Annotated in this window: 21 protein-coding genes and 1 pseudogene; 4 read left to right on the top strand and 18 right to left on the bottom strand. The window is 38.7% G+C overall.

All coding sequences use genetic code 11. From position 1 onward, the window contains the following. Positions 1-57 precede the first annotated feature (57 nt). Positions 58-1,350 carry an FGGY-family carbohydrate kinase gene (locus ACE1AT_RS23890; protein ID WP_374872927.1) on the top strand — a complete coding sequence of 431 codons (1,293 nt, stop codon included), beginning with the start codon at positions 58-60 and terminating at the stop codon, positions 1,348-1,350. Between the two features lie 136 nt (positions 1,351-1,486). On the opposite strand, the gene ACE1AT_RS23885 is transcribed toward ACE1AT_RS23890, so the two are convergent. The 4 genes from ACE1AT_RS23885 to ACE1AT_RS23870 all read right to left on the bottom strand — a co-directional run bounded on the left by ACE1AT_RS23885 (position 1,487) and on the right by ACE1AT_RS23870 (position 4,991). Continuing rightward, complete coding sequence (locus ACE1AT_RS23885) at positions 1,487-2,500, bottom strand: hypothetical protein (RefSeq protein ID WP_374872925.1); 1,014 nt, start codon at positions 2,498-2,500, stop codon at positions 1,487-1,489. Between the two features lie 112 nt (positions 2,501-2,612). Next, positions 2,613-2,873, bottom strand: coding sequence for a hypothetical protein (locus ACE1AT_RS23880; RefSeq protein ID WP_374872923.1), 261 nt, complete (start codon positions 2,871-2,873; stop codon positions 2,613-2,615). 126 nt (positions 2,874-2,999) lie between these two features. Next, a complete protein-coding gene (locus tag ACE1AT_RS23875) occupies positions 3,000-3,896 on the bottom strand; it encodes an ABC transporter permease (protein ID WP_374872921.1) in 897 nt (298 codons plus the stop codon). A gap of 75 nt (positions 3,897-3,971) precedes the next feature. Further along, positions 3,972-4,991 carry an ATP-binding cassette domain-containing protein gene (locus ACE1AT_RS23870; protein WP_374872919.1) on the bottom strand — a complete coding sequence of 340 codons (1,020 nt, stop codon included), beginning with the start codon at positions 4,989-4,991 and terminating at the stop codon, positions 3,972-3,974. 136 nt (positions 4,992-5,127) lie between these two features. On the opposite strand from ACE1AT_RS23870, the gene ACE1AT_RS23865 reads away from it, so the two are divergent. Together ACE1AT_RS23865 and cas6 are read left to right on the top strand one after the other, a co-directional pair. After that, a complete protein-coding gene (locus tag ACE1AT_RS23865; protein WP_374872917.1) occupies positions 5,128-5,580 on the top strand; it encodes a WG repeat-containing protein in 453 nt (150 codons plus the stop codon). Positions 5,581-5,659: 79 nt separating this feature from the next. Next, positions 5,660-6,769: a CRISPR-associated endoribonuclease Cas6 gene (gene cas6 / locus ACE1AT_RS23860; RefSeq protein WP_374872915.1), complete on the top strand. Its 1,110-nt coding sequence runs from the start codon at positions 5,660-5,662 to the stop codon at positions 6,767-6,769. A 3-nt stretch (positions 6,770-6,772) separates the two neighbouring features. Here cas6 and ACE1AT_RS23855 read toward each other — a convergent pair whose 3' ends face one another. From ACE1AT_RS23855 to cas10, 14 genes are all read right to left on the bottom strand, one after another. Then, a complete protein-coding gene (locus ACE1AT_RS23855) occupies positions 6,773-7,309 on the bottom strand; it encodes a hypothetical protein (protein WP_374872914.1) in 537 nt (178 codons plus the stop codon). A 56-nt stretch (positions 7,310-7,365) separates the two neighbouring features. Then, positions 7,366-7,782: a type II toxin-antitoxin system VapC family toxin gene (locus ACE1AT_RS23850; RefSeq protein WP_374872912.1), complete on the bottom strand. Its 417-nt coding sequence runs from the start codon at positions 7,780-7,782 to the stop codon at positions 7,366-7,368. Continuing rightward, positions 7,782-8,090, bottom strand: a complete 309-nt coding sequence (locus ACE1AT_RS23845) for a type II toxin-antitoxin system HicB family antitoxin (RefSeq protein ID WP_374872910.1) — start codon at positions 8,088-8,090, stop codon at positions 7,782-7,784. The genes ACE1AT_RS23850 and ACE1AT_RS23845 overlap by 1 nt, the downstream gene beginning before the upstream one ends. Positions 8,091-8,181: 91 nt before the next feature. After that, positions 8,182-8,826 (bottom strand): hypothetical protein, encoded by a 645-nt coding sequence (locus ACE1AT_RS23840; RefSeq protein WP_374872908.1) that lies wholly within the window; start codon positions 8,824-8,826, stop codon positions 8,182-8,184. A 2-nt stretch (positions 8,827-8,828) separates the two neighbouring features. Beyond that, positions 8,829-9,869 carry an RAMP superfamily CRISPR-associated protein gene (locus ACE1AT_RS23835; protein WP_374872906.1) on the bottom strand — a complete coding sequence of 347 codons (1,041 nt, stop codon included), beginning with the start codon at positions 9,867-9,869 and terminating at the stop codon, positions 8,829-8,831. A 188-nt stretch (positions 9,870-10,057) separates the two neighbouring features. Beyond that, the gene (locus ACE1AT_RS23830; RefSeq protein WP_374872904.1) at positions 10,058-10,501 is read right to left on the bottom strand and encodes a hypothetical protein; all 444 of its coding nucleotides are present in this window, start codon (positions 10,499-10,501) and stop codon (positions 10,058-10,060) included. Continuing rightward, the gene (locus ACE1AT_RS23825; RefSeq protein ID WP_374872902.1) at positions 10,498-11,448 is read right to left on the bottom strand and encodes an RAMP superfamily CRISPR-associated protein; all 951 of its coding nucleotides are present in this window, start codon (positions 11,446-11,448) and stop codon (positions 10,498-10,500) included. Before ACE1AT_RS23825 ends, ACE1AT_RS23830 begins: the two co-directional genes overlap by 4 nt. A 26-nt stretch (positions 11,449-11,474) precedes the next feature. Next, positions 11,475-12,095 (bottom strand): hypothetical protein, encoded by a 621-nt coding sequence (locus ACE1AT_RS23820; RefSeq protein ID WP_374872901.1) that lies wholly within the window; start codon positions 12,093-12,095, stop codon positions 11,475-11,477. 10 nt (positions 12,096-12,105) lie between these two features. Next, positions 12,106-12,978 carry a CRISPR-associated RAMP protein Csx7 gene (gene csx7, locus ACE1AT_RS23815; protein WP_374872899.1) on the bottom strand — a complete coding sequence of 291 codons (873 nt, stop codon included), beginning with the start codon at positions 12,976-12,978 and terminating at the stop codon, positions 12,106-12,108. A gap of 10 nt (positions 12,979-12,988) precedes the next feature. Further along, complete coding sequence (locus tag ACE1AT_RS23810) at positions 12,989-14,140, bottom strand: putative CRISPR-associated protein (RefSeq protein ID WP_374872897.1); 1,152 nt, start codon at positions 14,138-14,140, stop codon at positions 12,989-12,991. 35 nt (positions 14,141-14,175) lie between these two features. Further along, positions 14,176-14,586, bottom strand: coding sequence for a hypothetical protein (locus ACE1AT_RS23805; RefSeq protein ID WP_374872895.1), 411 nt, complete (start codon positions 14,584-14,586; stop codon positions 14,176-14,178). Next, positions 14,583-15,941: a CRISPR-associated RAMP protein Csx10 gene (gene csx10, locus ACE1AT_RS23800; protein ID WP_374872893.1), complete on the bottom strand. Its 1,359-nt coding sequence runs from the start codon at positions 15,939-15,941 to the stop codon at positions 14,583-14,585. Before csx10 ends, ACE1AT_RS23805 begins: the two co-directional genes overlap by 4 nt. Beyond that, positions 15,938-16,651 (bottom strand): RAMP superfamily CRISPR-associated protein, encoded by a 714-nt coding sequence (locus tag ACE1AT_RS23795; RefSeq protein WP_374872891.1) that lies wholly within the window; start codon positions 16,649-16,651, stop codon positions 15,938-15,940. Before ACE1AT_RS23795 ends, csx10 begins: the two co-directional genes overlap by 4 nt. Further along, positions 16,648-19,137, bottom strand: coding sequence for a type III-B CRISPR-associated protein Cas10/Cmr2 (cas10, locus tag ACE1AT_RS23790; RefSeq protein WP_374872889.1), 2,490 nt, complete (start codon positions 19,135-19,137; stop codon positions 16,648-16,650). The genes ACE1AT_RS23795 and cas10 overlap by 4 nt, the downstream gene beginning before the upstream one ends. Before the next feature lie 329 nt (positions 19,138-19,466). On the opposite strand from cas10, the pseudogene ACE1AT_RS23785 reads away from it, so the two are divergent. Beyond that, positions 19,467-20,317 (top strand): annotated as a pseudogene (locus ACE1AT_RS23785) (transposase). The last annotated feature ends 116 nt before the right edge of the window (positions 20,318-20,433 follow it).

Below are 20,433 nucleotides of genomic sequence, written 5' to 3'. Positions count from 1 at the left end.
GTATGGGGGTGTAGAGGTGTAGGGGCAATCAAGTTTTTCTAAAAAAGTTATATATATATGGGATTTTATCTAGGTATTGATTTTGGGACATCTGGCGCACGGGGTGTGGTGATTGATGAAGTAGGGATTGTGCAACAAGAGGTACGTTACCCGTTTGAGATGTCCCCTCGCGTCGTTGACTTAGCAAATATTTGGCGGACGGCTTTATTTAGCCTGCTAGGGCAAATTTCTGGGGAATGGCGACGAGAAATTAAGGCGATCGCGATCAATGGGACTTCTTCGACTGTCTTATTGAGCGATGCTGGCGGTAATCCTGTAGATACACCTTTGCTGTACAACGATGGACGAGGTGCTGTGGTTATCGACAGGTTAAAGAGTGTAGCACCCCCAAATCATACTGTATTAAGCGCAACTTCAAGCCTTGCCAAACTTCTGTGGATGTCACAGCAAGCTGATTTCGCGCAAGCTAGATATTTTCTGCATCAGGCAGATTGGCTAGCATTTCTGTTGCATGGACAATTGGGTATTAGCGATTACCATAACGCTTTAAAACTGGGTTATGACGTAGAATTTTTGCAATATCCACAATGGCTAGAGAAACTACAAATTTCTATTCATCTACCAAAAGTAGTAACTCCTGGTAGTCCGATTGGTGAGCTACGTCCAGAGATTGCTGCTAAGTACAATTTCCCCAAAAATTGCTTGGTGTGTGCTGGTACGACAGATAGTATTGCAGCATTTCTCGCTAGTGGTGCAGAGTTACCAGGGGAAGCGGTGACTTCTCTTGGTTCTACACTAGTGCTAAAACTTTTAAGCCGTACCCGCGTAGAAAATTCCAGATATGGTATTTACAGCCATAGATTTCCCTCCTTAAAAAAGCAAGAGACAAAAGAGGATTTATGGCTAACTGGGGGCGCTTCTAATACTGGTGGTGCTGTACTGCGGCAATTTTTCACTAACACCGAATTAGAAAATCTTAGCCAGGAAATTGATGCCAGTAAAGCAAGCACTTTGGATTATTATCCCTTGTTGAAACCAGGCGATCGCTTTCCAATTAACGACCCTAACTTACAACCACGATTAGAACCACGTCCAGATCATCCAGTGGAATTTTTACATGGGTTATTAGAAAGTATTGCCCGAATCGAGGCACACGGATATGAGTTATTGCAAGAATTGGGAGCGGATAAGTTAATTCGTGTTTACACTGCTGGTGGTGGTGCAGCCAATAACACTTGGACAGCAATTAGAGGACGGTATTTACAGGTTCCAATGCTACGTTCTGTAAATACAGAGGCGGCGTATGGAACAGCTTTACTAGCAATGCGAACAATGCGATCGCCGAAATGATTTTTGCGCTAATTAAAACCGTGAGGTTAGCATTGGTTATCAAGCAAATTACTACTTCTGGGGTGTTCCTGCCAAGAAGAACGTTCCCAAACCTACAACTGCATGATTATTTTCCTTTGAGGACGACATCCCCACTCTAGGAACCTTGATGAATCTTTTGGTAAACCAAATCCCTCAGAATATTTGCTTTTTGATTCGTAATTGAACTGTGCAAACTCCTTAGAGTCATCCGCACCAAAAGATTTTTTTGATGGGGTTGGATACCTAAGCGTTGAATCGCCTGTGGGGGAAGTTGATGATAGTGAGTTTCAGTCAATATATCTACTGATTCCACAAGTTCTGATTCATACCCTAATGCATTTAGTATTTGTTCGCAGATATCTTCTAATTCCGTATCTATGTCGGTGACAATTGACATATCTCGGTTGATACTAGGTTGATGGGATATTTGGTAGTAAGGTTCTAAATTTGTCATTTGGGTTGCAATACGGGGATGGGTACTTCGCAATAAGCGAATGTCATCTATTCCCTTTACTAACATTGCTAAACGATCTAATCCCCAACCAGAGGCTAAACCACTAGAATGCGATCGCAACAAATCAGGATGAACTTCGCCGCATTCTCCTATTTCAATCCATTTGTCATTAACTAACACCTCAATTTCTAACCCATTATGCGTATAGGGATGGGAAGTTTCATTTAGGCGATATGGTATACCTGGAAGAACAGCATAGAGAATAGTTTCAATGAATTGAACTAATGTAGAGACGTGAAATTTCGCGTCTCTAAAAAGCCACCACACGTCCATTTGGTGAGGTTCACCCACATGACTTTTATCCACCACATCCCGACGATAACAGATACCAGGGTGGAGGATGAGTTGTTCTCCCTGTAGATGGGAAAGTAACTCTGGCATAATTGCGGTGGTGTGAGTTCTGAGTAATCTACCATCGCTCAGGTAGCGAGTGTATTTTGGAGAACGGGACAAACTGTCTGAAGGGAAATAAAGTTTGTCGAAATTGTCGGTGACTGTAGTAATCGGCGAAGAATGGCAAATAGTAGGTTCTGGATATCCAGACTTGGACAAAGCCTCAGCAATTTTATAGACGATAAGATTAATAGCATGAATGCCATTTGCCGGGTTCGTCAAGTCTGGCTTTAGAAGTCCCGAAGGTTCATTTTTGGCCTCTCTAATTCAAATTTGTAATATTAGTGTAGCATTATAGTTTTTTTCATCGCTTTAATCCAAATAAAAGTTTTTACTAATCTTCACTTGCAGGAGAAATCATCGAACCACTAGCTTCAAGTTGAGAATCTAACTGGACTTGTTCCACTGATGCTTCCATACTGGCATCAGTTACATCAGGAAGATATGTACCAAACAGTTTGTCATAGTTGGATGCAACTGCTAAAAATGCTCCACCCAAAATATAAATAGGTAGCGGTAATTGCAATCCTTTTACCCAGTCAAATAATTGTGCGAGCGCAAACAGCACTACAAAGCAGACTAGCCAAACTCTCATCTTCCCATCCCCTAAGTTCAAATTTTTCTACCAATTGTAACGAATGAGCTACGAGGTAGGGCTTTGACTAGGAAAAATTTAAAGGGAAAAGGTTTACCCTTTCCCCTTCACCTTTCCGCTTTCTAATTAAGCAAGAGTCCGCCGTAATCGGGGTTGAATAATCAGCAAAGCGACGAGAGCAAAACCCAACAATACAGTTAAAGCGCTACCAAAGGTAACGTCACCCCAAAAGGCGTGCATCACTACGTTACTTAAACCCCAATCTTGATGGGTATAAAGATAACGAATTGGTTCTATCGCATAGCTCAGAGGATTCAGGGTAGCAATAACTTGCAACCACTGGGGCATAAATGATAGTGGAGCCAGAGCAGTACTAGCAAATAATAGCGGTAGGTTGGCAACAAAAATCACTGCTATGAGTTCAATGTGTCCGGGTAGGGTAAAAGCCAAACCTAAGCTCAGAGCTGTTACACCCAAAGCGAGGAGAAAGACAATTACAGCAATAGTAGCCAAACCAGCAATATCTGGGACTCCCGCGCCTAAAAATCCTGCGGCTGCCACAATCACGGCTGCTTGCAGTAAACTTTGGCTAATGATAAAGATTGCTGAAGCCAAGACAATTGAATATCGCGATGCTAAAGGAGCTACTAACAACCGATTCAAAAAGCCAAATTCACGGTCAAACATGACTGGTAAACCAGCATTTAGCGCTCCACCAAAGGCAGTAAAAACAATAATACCAGCACTGAGAAATTGGGCGTAATTTGTCGTACTGCCAAAAATTCCTTTAGGTGCGTTTTGAAATAAAGCGCCAAATAGCACTAACCACATTACAGGTTGAATAATACCTGCAAGTAGGGTAGAAGGACGCCGTTGCAGTTGAATAAACAAGCGACGTGTCAAAGCTAAAGTTTCTTGAACTAACTCACCAAAAAAATTAGGAGTTGTATCAGTGTGAACTTGTGGTGCAGCTACTTGCTGCCATTTAATATCTGATTTGGGGGGTATAACAGTACCACTCATATCAATTTTGGATTTTGGATTTTGGATTTGGGATTGGGAATTGTTAGTGGTTAGTAGAGCAACAAACCAGAAAACTTATCTCATATTCTGCTTTTTCTCTGCTTTGGGATCACGATTTCCCAAAGCTGCTAGTTCTGCATCCATGAGGGTGCGTCCTGTGGCAGCGAGATAAACATCGTCTAAACTAGGACGAGATTGAGAAATGCCAAACACGGGTAGTCCAACATGGTTTAGGGATTGCTGGATAGTAATCAAAGCATCATTTTGTGGTGTTACCACCAAGTTGAGAGAATTTCCTTGAGCGTTGTTGATGATAACTTCTTGTACAAATGGCAAAGGTTCAAGTAAATTTTTGGCTTTTTCTGCTTCTTCTGGTGGTGTAAACTCGCGGATACGCAGGGTAATGCGATCGCCTCCCACTTGATCTTTTAATTGTGATGGTGTACCACTGGCAATGACTACGCCTTTGTCAATAATCGCGACGCGATCAGCTAAAGCATCTATTTCTTCTAAATAATGGCTGGTGATCACTACACTGGTTCCTGCTTCGCGTAATTTACGCAGGAATTCCCAGACAATAAAACGGCTTTCTATATCTAACCCTACTGTTGGCTCATCTAAAACTAGTACATCTGGTGCATGTAGTAACCCAGCTGCCAAATCTAGGCGTTTACGTAAACCACCAGAGTATGTACGAGTCTTTTTATCTGCGTATTCCTGCAAACCGAGTAAATCTAGTACCACCTCAACGCGCTGTTTGATCACCGCCGCGTTTAAATGATAAAGTGCCGCTTGCAGTTGTAACAGTTCACGTCCAGTCAATATGGGATCTATAGCTACTTCCTGAGCTACATAACCGAGACGTTTTCTGGCTGCTCTGGGATTATCGATCACGGAAATACCAGATACTTCGATTTTACCAGCATCTGGTGTGGTGAGAGTACACAGAGCGCGCAGGGTAGTGGTTTTTCCTGCTCCGTTGGGGCCAAGTAAACCAAAAATTTCTCCTGGTTCTACCTGAAAGGAAACATCATTGACGGCGACCACCGAACCGTAGCGCTTTTTGAGGTTTTCAATTAAAACGGCGGGAGCCATGACAGGTAATCCCTAAATAAGTATACAAATCTCAACAGTGTCTACTCCTATTTTAAGAGTTAGGAGTTAAGACAAACGATGAGAAAAATATTTAATTTTCATCATCGGTAAACTTTCAAGGTAGAGCGACTGCGACTTGTTACAGAAAATACAATACAATCGCGATCGCGGCATCAAAGGAGAAGTATTATTTTTCTACGAAGGTCTGCGAGAAAATAACGATGAGTTAGCAAAAGCATTGCAGTCTGGTGCTTACGCAAAAACAGTAACTTTTAATACTGCTAGTGTCAAAGTACAGGGATTTACTCGCGATCGCCATAGCGTGAGTTACAGTTATATCAATATTTCCGGAACAACGGCTAGCCAGCCTCAATACGATTGGGTTGATGAGTACAGCCAAGGTCTAGCACGGGTGAGAATGGGCTTTAAGTGGGGCTATATTGATGCATCAGGACAATTGGTTGGTAAATTGCGATTTGATGCCGCAGAGCCTTCACAGCAAGAGGGGTTTGTAGTGAGGACTTTAGTCCTCTATGAGCGCTTAAGCGCTCACTACGAACCCAGCAAAGTTGCTGTGGCGAACTACTAGGCGATCGCTCTGTTAAAATTAGCTTTGATTCCCCCCATGGGGAATAAAGTTTATAAAAATGAGCTTGAATCTTTAAATAATGCCTCGAAGCAAGCAAAATAAAATTACTCAGCACGAATCTCACCTGAACTGGTCAGCTAACACTGAACTACTGGGATTAGTATTTGAATTAGTACCAAAGGCAGATGTTTCGATCTATCCCCAGTACACAACCGGATTACACGCTTGGTTTCTCAATCAAGTCCGTGCTGTCGATTCAGAACTTTCTGCTTATCTCCATGATGGTGAGTCAGAAAAAGCTTTTACAATCTCTGCATTAGATGGAGAATTAGTCAGTAGTGGTAATTTATTAAACATTTTTGCTAATCATACTTACCAGTGGTATGTAACAGCTTTGTCAAAGCGAGTAGTCACATGGTTGGCACAATGGGTAAAAAATCTACCAACAGAAATTGATTTACGTAACGCATCTCTACGGATTCAAGCTTGTCAAATTGCTCACTCTCCTGTAACTTATGCTGACTTACTCAACTCTGAACACGAGGACACAATCGCCCTCAAATTCTTAAGTCCGACAAGTTTCCGTCGCAAAGGTCATCATCTACCCTTACCAATGCCGACAAATGTTTTCCACAGTTATCTTCGCCGTTGGAATGACTTTTCTGGTATGCCTGTTGATCAAGAAACATTTTTAGCTTGGGTAGATGATCATGTCTTGATTACCCGTCACCAACTTACATCCGCAAAAGTACTAGCAGGTAAGAAAGGTGCTGTTACAGGTTTTACAGGGACAATAGAGTTTAGTTTAACTAAAGAAGCAGCCAAGCAGCCAGACTTTTATAAACTGTTTTATGCATTAGGGAAACTTGCGCCTTACTGTGGTACTGGTCACAAAACTACTTTTGGATTGGGTCAAACGCGCTTGGGTTGGTCATTACAAGCAACACCAGCAGTATCAAATATCGAAAGTTTCTTAGCAAAAAGAATTGAAGATTTAACAGATATTTTTAAAGCGCAACGCAAGCGCACAGGGGGAGTACGGGCGGAGGAAATAGCGGTTAAATGGGCTACAATTTTGGCAAGGCGGGAAATGGGAGAATCGTTGCAAGATATAGCCCAGGATATGGAAATGCCCTATGAAACGGTGAAGACTTACGTAAAATTAGCACGGCGAGCGTTACCGAAATAACAATCAACCTTGAAAACGAAAACTTGTATCTACGAGTCGCGTTGCTTCTCCTCGTTCCACTTTCACTAAATTTTCCCTGGAAGCAGCAATAGTTACATACAGGGAAATTCCGCTATCAACTGCTGCTAACACCATAGCAGCGGATAGGGTTTTTGTTCCACCAGTGTAATCAGCTAAAATTTTGTCATCGGGTGCTGTTTGTTGAAGTTGGGAAATGCACTGATGAATTTTGAGGTAACATTCTGATAAATCGTCGGGGTTTTGGATGAGAATGAGATCCCGATTTGGTTGAAAGCGATCGCGTAGCGTGCCGGATGGCATATCGCCCAATTCTACCTGTGTGGGAATATTAGGTAATCTTTCGATGATTTCTGTACCGCGTCGCACTTCACAAGGTGTCCCTTCACCAATAACTTGCGACTTGCTACCTTTATCACCATCGGATGCAATGAAGATGACTCTCTCTGGTTGCAGGGTGCGAATTGAGGTGACAATCGGTTGGAAGGAACCACCAACGGTAACAAGGAGAATTTTGGGCATGGATGGTGCGCGGTATTTGAGTGTTAATAAGCACCATACTACAGGAATTATTGAATCTAAATTGACCAATTTTGAATGGTTAGTTCTGGAATTTTATCGAAATCTCGTACATTTCTTGTCAAGAGAATGCCATTATAAGCTAGCGTGATTGACGCGATGCGTAAATCTTGAGTACCGACGCGAATGCGTTGCGCTTTGAGTGCTTGGTAAATTTCGTGAGATTTTGCATCATACTGAAGAATATTGAATTCAGACAGCAGCATAACTGTTTCTGCAAGTCGCTGATAAGTGCTTGACTTTGTAGTTCCATCCTTGGCTTCAGCAATTTGAGCCAAACGACCCCTTAACTGTTCTTCAACATTGATAACAGTTGTTGTCAGTTGCACCTTAGCTGCTAAGAGTTTTGCGATAACTGTTGGGTGATTGCGTCCATAAAGACTGAGGTGATCTGTGTCTAAAATGTAAATTGTCATTACTCATCTGCCGTCGCATTAGATTCTTTGCGGATGACGGCTAATTTTTCCATAAAATCATCGAATGTTGGATCGTTGGTAAATATCCCTGCATACTTCATCTGGGATATACTTTCCTTCGTCCAATCTTCTGGATTTACCTCAATGGTTACAAACTTACCTGTAGCTAATTGTGCTTCTAGAGCAGATTTTATCTTAGAGATTGCTTCTTTCTCCGTCTTACCCTCAACAGTTAAATTTGGTATCCCAACGACCGAGGCGATAAATTTTTCATCGGATTGATTTTGTACAAAAACTTGATACTGCATGATAAATTTTCCTTCTTCTACACACAAACAGTATGCCTCTTAACTCATTATATTGAAACTAAAAGAGAAAAACTGGTAAAAATTTATTTCTTCACTCTACGCATTTAACTTTTTTGATACTTCCGTCTTCCTTAATATCAACAATTTCTACCTTCGCAAATTGTCCTTCAGATAGAAATTGTGCTTTCTTCGGTTCCTTCTCAGTTAACTTAATTGTTCCTAGAATCTCGTAAGTCACTTTGTTACCATTGATTTTGGTGACTTTTGCATCTAATATTTGCCCAATTTGGAACTCTTGCGACTTCACAACTTTAGCAATTTCTATTTGACGCGCTGATTCTACAGGTGATGGGGTGGAAATGGCAATTTCTCCAATGGGTACACCTGCATTTTTGTAATAACGCATCAGGCGAGATACCCAACCTAAAATTTGCAGGATTGTCTGAGAATCGGTGATGGTTTTCAGATAATCATTACAAGCTTTTTCAATACTGCGATAATAATCTATTGTTCTGTTGCTATGACTAATTTGTCTACCGTTATTTACCAGGGTTTTGAGATATTTGAAAAACCTAGAAGTTGCATCTGGTTGATTTGCAACAGTACGCAGATAGGCGATCGCTTTCCCTAATTCGTTGACGTCTGCATCTGCTTTGACTAAAGTTTGAGCGATCGCATGAGCAATATCCCACTGTTGATCTGTTAAGGATTCGGAATCAAATTCAACTAAAGTCATAATTAGTACATTTCTGCTGGTGGTTCACGGTCGGTAGGATAACGCAGTATGGCTGTGAGTTCGTCTAGTTGGGGTTTCTGAATCAGGCGTGAGTGGGCAATTTGAATATTTTTTTGTATAAAATTTTGTAGTTTATCTCCTATGAGTTCATCAGATTCACTTAGCTGATATGAAGAATAACGCTGCTTGAGGTTTTGCGGTTGTTCTATTTTCTCCACTGTCACCGTCATTGTTCCCATACCAATAGGCTTACCACCACCGACTTTCAAAGCGATGGGGTATTTAGGATCTTGTCCTAAGATAATCAATAAAGTTCCTAACTCTTCTGCTAGTAAATTCTTAAAGTGCAACTTGGTTGTAAAAGTATACTCTCTGGCGGCTTGTTGTACGGGTACACCAGAATTTTGTCCTTGATCAATTGCCCTGATTGTATGGTAGTAAAATTTGCGACCTGCTACGAAACCACGAACAAAGTATGCTTGACGTTCTTCGGGACGGGGACGATAAAGTGAAGGCATAAAGCCAGCAGTAAAGCCTATTTTCTCACACTTGGCATCGTTGAAATCTAGTAATCCTTGCCAATCTAGCGCACCAAATACCCGACTGGCTGGACAAAGCTGTTCTTTATGACGGCAAGGTAATCTTTCTGAGGGAATTTGAGGTTTATACTTAGAAGTAACAACTGCTAAAGTACTGTTGGTAATTGCTTCGTATACAGAGCGGATACAACCTTTAAGCGAACTGCCACCAATTGAAAGTTTTTGATCAACACCCTGTATCATAGTTTTAATCAGGGGAATACGATTGTTACCGATGTCGCTACCCATGACAACTACACCAGTGGAGACGTGGAGAGATGTCTGCACTTTCAGCTTTAAATACAAAGTACCATGTAGGCGATCGCTAAAATATTTGTGATGTCCCACAGGACGCTGTCGGTTAGGAGGTTCTTTAGGAAAAGAGAGGAATTGATAAGGTTTTGGTGCGAGTTCAGGTGTTGATGAATCTGGGCGATTTGGACGTTGCGGACGATTTGCAGTCATACGATTTTGGATGGGTGGATTTTGAATTTCTTATATCTTGCACCTAGTCCGAAATTGAAATTTGGGCTGAAAGCTAAAGTCGGTTAAAAACCGATTGGCTCAGGTTTTAACCCATTTCAATGGGTATAAGCTTTGAGCCGAAAATTTATTTTACGGCTAATTGCAACTGGCGCAAGATTCAGTCATAATTATTTTCCAATTGTGAGAGCAACAAAGTGTACTGTTGCTGTTTTGGTATCGATAAAATAGCGCTGGGCTATATCCAAGTTTGTATGAGAAAAACCTTTAGGAAAACGAGTTTCAGTAGGGGAATATAAATGAGCATTTCGCTGTTGAGTTTGCCAATCTTCACCGAGTTTTGTAAAGTCAGGATATTCGCCTACAACACTCAAAAGTAGAACTTCATAAGTATTTTTTTGCTTATACTTCCACCGCAATTCACACTCATTATTGAACATTTGTCCTTCCAGCATGGGAAACTTATCATTTGTAGGTGATTCTTCTATGATTCCACTTACTTTGTGAGTCCAGCGTAAGAAATAATAGCTAGTTTCAGTTGTGAATTCTTGGATTAAATCTAGAAGTTCAGTTACTGATAAAGGTTCTTTTTTATAACCAACAAAAGGTTTCATTTCGTTCCTACAAGTAATTTACTCCAAGACCTGACGGAGCGTTCAAACAAATCTTGAACTCTTCCTTCTTCCCAAATCAGTTGTACACCAAAACCTAAATCCATTTCTTGGGCTGCAACAGGTGTATCTTGATGATCTTCTGTAGGAAAAGTATATAATTTTGCTTCATCTGGTTCTAAAAACTCTCCCACACCTAAAAGAAAAGTATTAGACCATTTTTTTTGACTACCAAAAGTGAGAATTTCTTGTTTATCTTTTGATAAAATACAGCCAGGATACTGTACAAAGGCTTGATTTAACTTCACCTCTACAGTACCCAAACCACGAGATTTCGCAAAACCTAAGCCAAACCAACCATCATTTAAATCTCGCAATACTAAACCAATTAAACCTAACTGTGCCAAGGTAAAATTCTTTAAATGAATTTTGGTACGAAATTCCCCAGCAGTACAAACTTGATAATTGAAAGGACCGACAGCAACAGAACCAAATACTCGGTCAATTGCTACTCCATTACGTTCTTCAATTTTTAATGGTTGAGATTTATCAGGATGAGCATCTTCTATTCTGACACGGCTAGCAATAGAAGTATTACCAAACATTTGGTCTGTAAATGAAGATAATTTGTAAATATCACTAGACGATTTATTTTGGAGATAATCGTATTTATCGTTTAATGGATCATTTGCCCAAAGTCGGTCTAAATTATTAGAATCGCGTTTGTCTCTACCTACTGTCCTAACAATTCGTTCTGCATGGGCGCGAATAGCACCTTTTAAACTGCTCCCTGGTAAATATATAGAACGTCCTCCTGCATGATATGTTTCCACAAACTCCATATCAGGTTTAGTTGGATCAGCCCCTTCTTTACCCGATTTAATCAGAATCGGGCCATCGGGAATTAGAGTTAAATCAATTGTGCAGTGATTAACGAATTTTTTATGCATGATTATATTTAGTGAAGAAATCAAGCTTAAGCAGCTACCAGATTATTTAGCTGCAAATCACACTGTTGAAAAATGTAATTAACAGCAGCAAACAATGTATCTAGTTCCTGAATAGTATAAAAAGTTAGATTTTTGGTAAATTTTTCTGATTCCAATTTACCAAACTGCCAGCGATCGCCATTAGAAACAATTCCAAATATAGTTATGACAAATTCATTATTTAGTTTCTGTGCTGCAATCATCTCAGCAATACATTGCGCCCAACCAGCTTCAAAGTTATCCTGTTTTGCTTCTACTAAGATGAAATATGGCTGATCAAAAACTACTTTTCCTAAAGGCGATCTTCTCGCCAGGATATACTCTGGGAAACCTGACAATTTTTCGTCATAATTAAAAGATTGGTGACTCCACAAAGTAAGTCTGCTACTATAGCGTTTCCATACTTCTTTTAAAACTGGGTAGATTAAATTTTCGCAAACAGCAAATTCTGAGTTATTAACCACTCCTTCCCGCATAACTGTTTCTAAGTCTTCTCGGAAATAATCAGACACTTGAAACTCAACTTCACCCATAAAATTTGATTCAGTATAGGTGACTTGAAATGCTTTGAGAACTTCACTAATTGTTTTATAGTTACTGAAAGCCATATTGACCTCCTCAAGAATTTGGCTGAACAATGGTAGAGTGTCTAGCTATATTTTCTCTGAGATAAGTAATCAGATCATGAGTCCAAATATCTTTGAACTGTTTACCATCTGCATAGCTGGGCAGATGATCTGTCGTATGATTACTGACTAATTCCTGTAAATATGTCAATAATTTTTCTGGATCGTTCTCAACATCAATCCAGTCCATTTTGTCTATTTCTAGTTTAACCACACCCAAACCACGAGAACGTCCACCACCTAAAGGTATCTGTTCTGTTTCAAATTGATGCAAACCGATCATTAAAAGTCCTAATTCCCAGGATTCAGCATTTTCTACTATTGCTTTAAAGTCGAATACTGTTCCTGCGGGAACTACTTGGAAATCATAGAGTTTTCCATCTGCTGCTGTTTCTGTATCGCGATCAATTGCAACACCATCGCGTTCTTGATATTGTCCAAACCAATATTCTGGATTTACTGTTAAGTCTCGGATTTGGAATTTGCTAGCAATCCAAGGAGAACCAAACAGGTGAGATATTAAATCAGTTTCATTGATTATTTCCGCAGTTAAAGCTTCATCGTTATCAAAATTCTCTTTTAACTGCTTCATTTCCTGTGATGTAATTGACCATTCTTCTTCATTTGCTGGGTTGGCGACTAGTTTGCGATCGCTTCCGACAATTCCCCTAAGAAAACTTTCGAGACGCGATCGCATTGCGCCTTTAAAGCTAGATCCTGGTATTAATGGATTACCCAAAGCATCTTTGATTACGGGTAAGTCAGATCCTATTGGTTCACTCGAACGACCAGCGCTAATTCTTAATGCGGTGATTGTGGTGAGTTTACCTGTGATTTGGAGGCGATTTTTGAAAGTGTCGAACATAGCTAATTTATTATTTTGAATATTTATCTTTTAAGTGAATAGCGATAGTATTAGTTTCAGCCAAATTTCTCCCAGTACTTTGAATACATAAACCTAAACCTTGGTCTGTCCATGTGAGGACAAATTCTATAATTCCATTTGGTTTAGTGCGGCGAATAGGATTAGTACGTTTATTATTAAAAGGAAGAGAATTAATTATTTTTTTGACATAGGGAGAACCGCATATCTCCTCTGCAAATGCTTGTAATTTATCTTTACCATGATCATCTCTGAGATTAATTTGTTTCTTTTGAGGCTCAGTATTATCTTGAGGAATTAATGAAAGTAAAGTAGTTTCTTGCTTGGCAAATTCTAAACGCGATCGCTTGTTAAATAAAACACCCATTGCAGAAAGAGTTACATGGGTTATTTCATCAATATATTCTTCATCTATCAGCGATTTAATATAATCTCCATCCAGAAGTTTTTTAATTTCTAGTTCGGACATTGTCTCTGCGAGTATATCCTTAATTTCTGATTTAGCAATTATTTGTTCAGTCTCTAAATATTCAAATAATGGATAGTTATTTAACCAAAAAGCTAGATCAAGAGCAACAGGTTGTGGTGGTAATTCAATTACTTCCGAAAATCTCTCAAACAAGTAATAAACTGGTATTCCTAAAGCTTGTCCAATCATTCCAGCAAATGATATTTGTGCTTTGTAACCACCTGTTGCATTAATCGCAATCTGTTCAGAAGAAAATTTTTCAGCTTCAGTACTGATTTCGCGGACTAGACTTTTTAAACCTTGTTGCTTGAAAGATTTAACATCATCATCTCGTAATCCTTGCAATTCACGACATATAACATTTTTAAAATGCAATTTATTGCGTGAATTGCTATAATACAATTTTAATATTTCGCCAGTTTTTTTACCATCTTCTGTATCAGAAACCAAAAATATCAATTTTTCTAATGAAGATAAAAACTTCTTTTCACATATTCTGGCAATAGAATTAATTTCAGCACCACATATGCGATCCGTATTTTCTCTCTCTAAAAGCAGCAAGGTTAGCTTTTGCCAGTTTTTTTCTTCAAATGCTTGCTTAAATGTTTCTTCCTGAGTATTTTTCAAGTTACCGAAAAGACTTGTACCGACTGTACAGATAAGAGTATTTCTCATGATTGGATTCCTTAGACTAAAAGAAAGTTCTACGATTATGCAGCACCATCACGCTTATATTTCAAATGACGCGCACCATAACCTAAATATCGACGAATTAATTCTAACCAAATCGGTTTAAAATCTGTTTGACAACACTCAGCAATTGCTTGAGCATTTTTCTTAATGTTGCCATCAATATCTTCAATAATTTTTTCAGCTAGTGATTCTTTACCTCTCCCCCATTTTTTGTCCCGACCTACTTGATAGCGGATAAAGTTTTTAATTACTTCTGCACTTTCAGTCGTGTCAGCAACTCTCACTAAGTTACGAAATTGAGATTCTTCTAAGTCGCCATATTTTGTATTATCCAAAGCTGCTTGAATCCATATAACTAATTCATCTTCAGCTTGGCGTATACCTTTTTGAATTTGTAACTCTGTTTTTGATTCTATAGATAAACTCATACTTCTTCCTCTCGCATAATAAGATGAAATTCGTTGCAAACTTGTATTTGACCAAAACCTTCACAAGTGCGATCGCCTACTCCTTTCAGTTCTAAATATTTTAATTTTTCTAACCATAAATTTGGTTGATTTGTACTAAATAAATATACAGAACCTCTATTCGTGACTAATTCTATATCTTTCATTAGTCCCCAAGCTGTATTCCAACCAGAACGATAGTTATAGCTGCTATATGTTACTTCTAGTTTAAGAAAATTATCTTTTTCTTCTGCATTCATGTGCGAAAATTCATCATCTAAATCTACAAATTGACACAGCATTGCTGGTGAAATGACTGTGGTGTGTCGCCAATTGTCGATGAAGATTGCATCGGCTTGTAGATCAAGGGTAAAATAAGTGCGGTTTTCTAAAAGATTTTTTTCAGGTTTACCAAATACTGACCACAATTTCCAACGCTCTTCAAGTTGTTGATTAAATTCGGTTATTCTTGCTTCTATTTCTGCTGAACTTTCCTCTATATTTGCTTTAATTACAACCTTGCCTAGACCTCGTGAAGTTGCACCACCTAAACGAAAGATATTAGAATTTAGATTAATAAAACTAGTCAGAACATTAGCTAATTCTGGATTATTAACTAGAATATAACTTCGATAAACAACAGGGTGCCAGCTTTTATTATTTGCGTGTGGAGCTTCAACAAATGACTCATTTAAAATTTCTATACTGTAAAGTATATCATCTTCTGATGTGGCTCTACGGCGATTAATTCCAACTCGTGTCAGGAAGCGAGTACTAATAGAATGACTGTGGTATTTATTGTCTTTAGTTTTGCTGTAAAAACCACTATAAAGTTCAATCCGTGCATCTGTTTTTTCTTTCAGAGATTTTGGATCACTAGGGTCGTAAGGATAATTATATGCATCTGCACAAAAGCGGTCTATTAGTGTATCAAAAACTCCGTTACCTTTAGGTAAAAAACCTGGATTTGTTTTAGAACTAACTGCTGTTGTAGGTAAAACCATAACCTCATCATTCACTACTCTAGAAAAGAGTTCAGACTTAGTTTTACCAGAATTAGACTCATCTGGAACTTTGGCTACAGCTGGATAAGCATTTTGAAAAATAGCAGGTTCATCACTTAAGAATAGCGATTCAAAGTCACCACCATTTAATATTAGATTTTGTTCAGATATACCTGGTATTAACTGATTAGATAGTTGGAGAATTTGAGATGCGATCGCTCCTCGAATTACTGAACCAGGAATATGATCCTCAGCTTCACTGACAGAACCAGGTTTTTTCGCAGCGATCGCTAATGCAGACAAAGCTGTAATCTCTAATTTTATTCGTATCATAGCTTCACTTCTGGTATTAACAATTTCCAGGTTTGATCATCTTTTGCTAGTGTTTCGAGTTCCTTCCACTTCAACCAACCCAACCCAACAGATTTACTACCACCCAATGCGTGGATATGGCGTAAAGCAGCTAAGATAAAAGGTTTGGCGTATGGTGGACATTCTGGAAGTAAATGAATATTCCCTGCAAATTCCAGTTGATTATTAGCTGGAGAAGTTTCTAAAAAGTAGAGTTTTTGTTCTTCTGCGGTGCAACGACGACGATTGATGGTGACACCAGGACGCAATACTTCTAGTAAGTCTTCTCGTTCGATGTCACAAATGAGATCGTCAACAACAATTCGCGATGGAAGTATAGGATTACCAAAGATTTTGGAAATAAAACAGTGATAGCCTTGATAATTAGCTAGTTGATAATCAGACTGAAATGCAGGATTGACTTGTGCTTCTGTGGGACAAAGTATTTCTGCTTTAGGTGATGAAAATATTTGCCATCCTAATCCTCTAGCTAGCTTTTCGCATTCATGCCGTAGTCTACCTTTTAATTGAGAAGCAGGAATAATTAGTTGTCCTTTTGCATTGCGAACGATGGGTTTATCTGCAAGGGAACCATCGGAACCACCAGCACCGACACACAATGCAGTATCAATAACTGCAATGAGTCGAATAGTTTCAATTTGATTTTGAGGTAAATTTTGCAAAAAAATCATGTTGACGAAGTTTGTTGTTGTGTCTGTGATGGATTGGAAGTGTTCTGTGACTTTTTGATAAAAGGATATAAATCGACTAACTCTCGCCAAATGGTTTCATAGTCAGATTTTTTTAGGAGAGATAGAACTGTATACTGTAATTTCAACTGTTCGTGAGAAAATGTTTCAAAGAAGAGCAACAACATCAAATTTTTGTATATAGTTCTTCTATTTGTCATCCAAGGTGCTAAGTTACCACTATTGCTTAAAGCTTCACACCAAGCCCTTTCAAATTTATCTTGAAGTTCATTTTGTCCGTGCTGAAGCCGCACTCGAAAATAACGATAATTGAGTATTGCTGTCTGTTTACTCCGTTCTAGTAAACTACGAATTTGATAAAGTTGCGACTTGGGAAATTCGACATCTTTTAATGCTTGAGCAGTTTCTAAAAGTCCACCCAGTTCGTGTAGAGTATAAGGTGCAGCATATAGTTTAAGTTTTTGCTGTCCTTGTCCAGATTTATTTAATCCCTGAGAGCGAAATTCCGCAATATTAGAAGAAATCATCGTCACAGCTTTCATTACCAAAAAGTCTACAGTTCCCCCGTAGTAATCTTGTTTTTTCAGGTCTTTTGCATATTTTTTGGCAGATTTCAGCAATTGACTAGTCAGCTTTTCTGCATAATAAATTGGTGTATCTTCAGCAGTAATTAATACTCCAGTTGACATACTTAATTTAGATTGTTTATCACCAGAAATTGTTTTCTCTCCGTGATAGCGTTGTACCAATTGTGGATTATAAGTCTTATCTGATTTGTAATCCTCTCTTTTATTCAAAAGTTGTTTTTCAAACTCTTCACCAATAGTTTGAGCAATAGCCAAAGCTTTATCTGCTGGCACAATCAACATCACGTCATCCCCACCAATAGTTAAAATTTCAAAGGGATGAATCCACACTTCTTTTGTGCTTTTTCTTTCTGCTTGCAACTTTGAATTTAATTTGTGGGGTTGAAGATGTTTTGTTAAAGCTGCATAAACTGATTTTTCTGTTGCATCAAAAATATCTCGGCTAAAGCTTTGATAGTCTGATGGATTTTTAATTTCTGTCTGGATGTAACCTCCCATGTTGTTACCATCAGCATAAATATAAGCAATGAAGCCATTTGGAGTACTAGCATCAGCAATTTCTCTAACAGAAATAGCCTCTTTCACTCGGCTGGGATGAATATTTTCTGAACGGATTTTACCGTAGTATCTGTGAGGTGTTTTAGTTTCAAGTAAAAATTTCTCAAACTTGTCAACCCAACTTTCTATAGCTTTTTCACCAGGTTCCCAAACACAGGCTAACTCGGCATACCACTTTTTAGAACCATTGTCTCTTTTAGCTATTTGTCCTATTAATCGCTTACGCGCAGTTGCTTCTGAAAACCACGGATCGCCAGGAAGTCCCTGATTTAGATCATCAGGAGAAGTTTTCGCTTGCATTACCGCAGAACGGCGATCGCCTTCATCTCGCTTCAAGTAAGGATGAGTTTCAAACATTGGCGGATAACAACGCAAGCTTCTTTCACGTTCCCACAATTGATTACCATTCCGCCGTTGATTAAATTTTGCTGCTAACTTCCCAGCTAATTCATTAAATGTTTTACGTTCTTTAAAAGCTTTTTCTGAACTTGTGTCGGGTTGCTCAAAATAAGCTTTAACTAATGGATTTTCAAGATGATTTAGATATTTATCTAGCCAGAATGTTTCATTATTTATTTCATCTGGTAACAAGCCAAACTGGATTTCTAATAGCTTAAACTTTTCTCCGACAGCACAAGAGTTAGCTGTCAAAGTTTCTTCTGTATAACGTTTTTCAATCGCATTAGCTAAATAATTAACATAAGCAGCTGGACAAAATGCCAGAATATTACCACCTGTAGAATAGATAACTAACTCTGGAATCAGTGCTTGTGAAAGTTGAGGAAAGTTTTCTGCTTTATCTAACCACTCTTCTCTAATCTGTTTGCAGTAATCTTTAGCCAGTTGACACTGGGAATAATATGGATCTTGTTCACAACTAAAAAAAGCAGGTAAATCAACTAAGTTAATTCTGTCGAGTAATGCAGAAGCGCCACGAATATCCGGAAGTTTGGATGCTTCAAATACATATTGCTTAATCTTAGTTGCACCACCATAAACTAAGCCAATGCAAGTCGTTTGGTTCCATAATTCACGATACTTGCTTTTTAATTCATCAAGGGTTGATGGAAAGTAGTTTTTATCAATGTTTTGAAGTTGACGAACCTGCTCAACAAGCGATGCCAAAGGCAAGGGCAAAGCCCTACGCACTTGTTCTGGTACTTCTTTCCCTTCATTCAAAGCCTGTCGCATTTGCTGTAACATGCTCAAAGGAAACTGAGGTTGCTTTTTGTCTCCCCAAGCTAAACACCAGCAAATAGCTGTAGTGATGCTATTGGGATTGTTGACTTGTAATGTAGCTTTAGTCGCAGTTGAATCAGTCATTACACTTTCGTAGTGATTTTACTGAACGTATCAAATTATAGTCTAAGCATGGAATCAGCCTTTTCCAGATCCTAGCTAAAATACTAGAGACTCCACTTATTATGTAAAAAAGTTACAAAATATTTATAAGTATAGAAGTCTGCAAACACAGCCTAAAAAACCAATGACCAATAACGATTAAGGGACTTCCAGAAAATAAAATATACAGCAGATAAGAATGATAATCATTACGAGGGGGGAAAAGGAGAGGCTGCCATTGGCAGCCTCTCCTTCACCGTTTTTGTAGTAAATTCAGTAATGATTCGATTTTTAGGTGGAAAGAGTTGTCAATACAGTTAACGGATTCATTGAAAAACTTATTGAGAGAAACAGCACAGCAATTAACAGGAGCAGCCAAACGTAAATTTATTGCACAAACGGTTGTGGCATTAGGATACGGAGGACACTCTCTAGCACAGCGAGAGTTGGGATGGAATCGGGTAACTATTAGTAAAGGAATCAAAGAATTAAATAGTGGTATCACTTGTGTAGATAACTATCAGGGTAGAGGTCGCCTAAAAGCAGAAGAAACTTTACCAAATCTTTTAGAAGATATAAAAAAGTTAGTCGATTCGCAAAGTCAAATAGACCCAAGTTTTAAAAGCCAAAGGCTCTACACACGCCTGTCTGCTGCTCAAGTGAGACATCAATTAATTGAAAAATTTGATTATAGCGATGAAGAATTACCGACTGAAGAAACAATTCGTGTTAAGTTAAACGATTTGGGATACTGATTAATCAAGATAATGGAGGACAGAATAACTCTCGGCGGACTCAGTTCATGAAACGTATGGTTGAATTTGCTCAAGAGAATCAACTAAACATACGTTTAGCATACTACCCTCCATATCACAGCAAATATAATCCCATTGAACGCACTTGGGCTATATTAGAAAATCATTGGAATGGCAGTATCTTAGATGAAGTTGAAACCGTATTAAATTTTGCAAAAACTATGACCTGGAATGGCAAACATCCAGTTGTTAAGTTAGTAACTCAAACTTATGCTACTGGAGTGCGTTTAACTAAACAAGCCATGCAAGAAATTGAAAATAAAATCTCACGCTTGACTAATTTCACCCAAGAGAATTTACCAAACTTAGGCAAGTGGTTTGTTGATATTTGTTACGGAACAACGTAATTTTCAGAAGTTAAATAAAGCTTTTTCGCGGTAATGGTAATTCTGTTGACTGCGCTCTTTCAGTGTTGAGTGCAGATATTTATCTTGCATATTTTTTGGGGGGAGAGAGGGGGGGG

The sequence above is a fragment of the Pelatocladus sp. BLCC-F211 genome (assembly GCF_041928655.1).
In the GTDB taxonomy this organism is placed as follows: domain Bacteria; phylum Cyanobacteriota; class Cyanobacteriia; order Cyanobacteriales; family Nostocaceae; genus Pelatocladus.
This window is presented reverse-complemented; position numbering and strand designations above follow the sequence as displayed.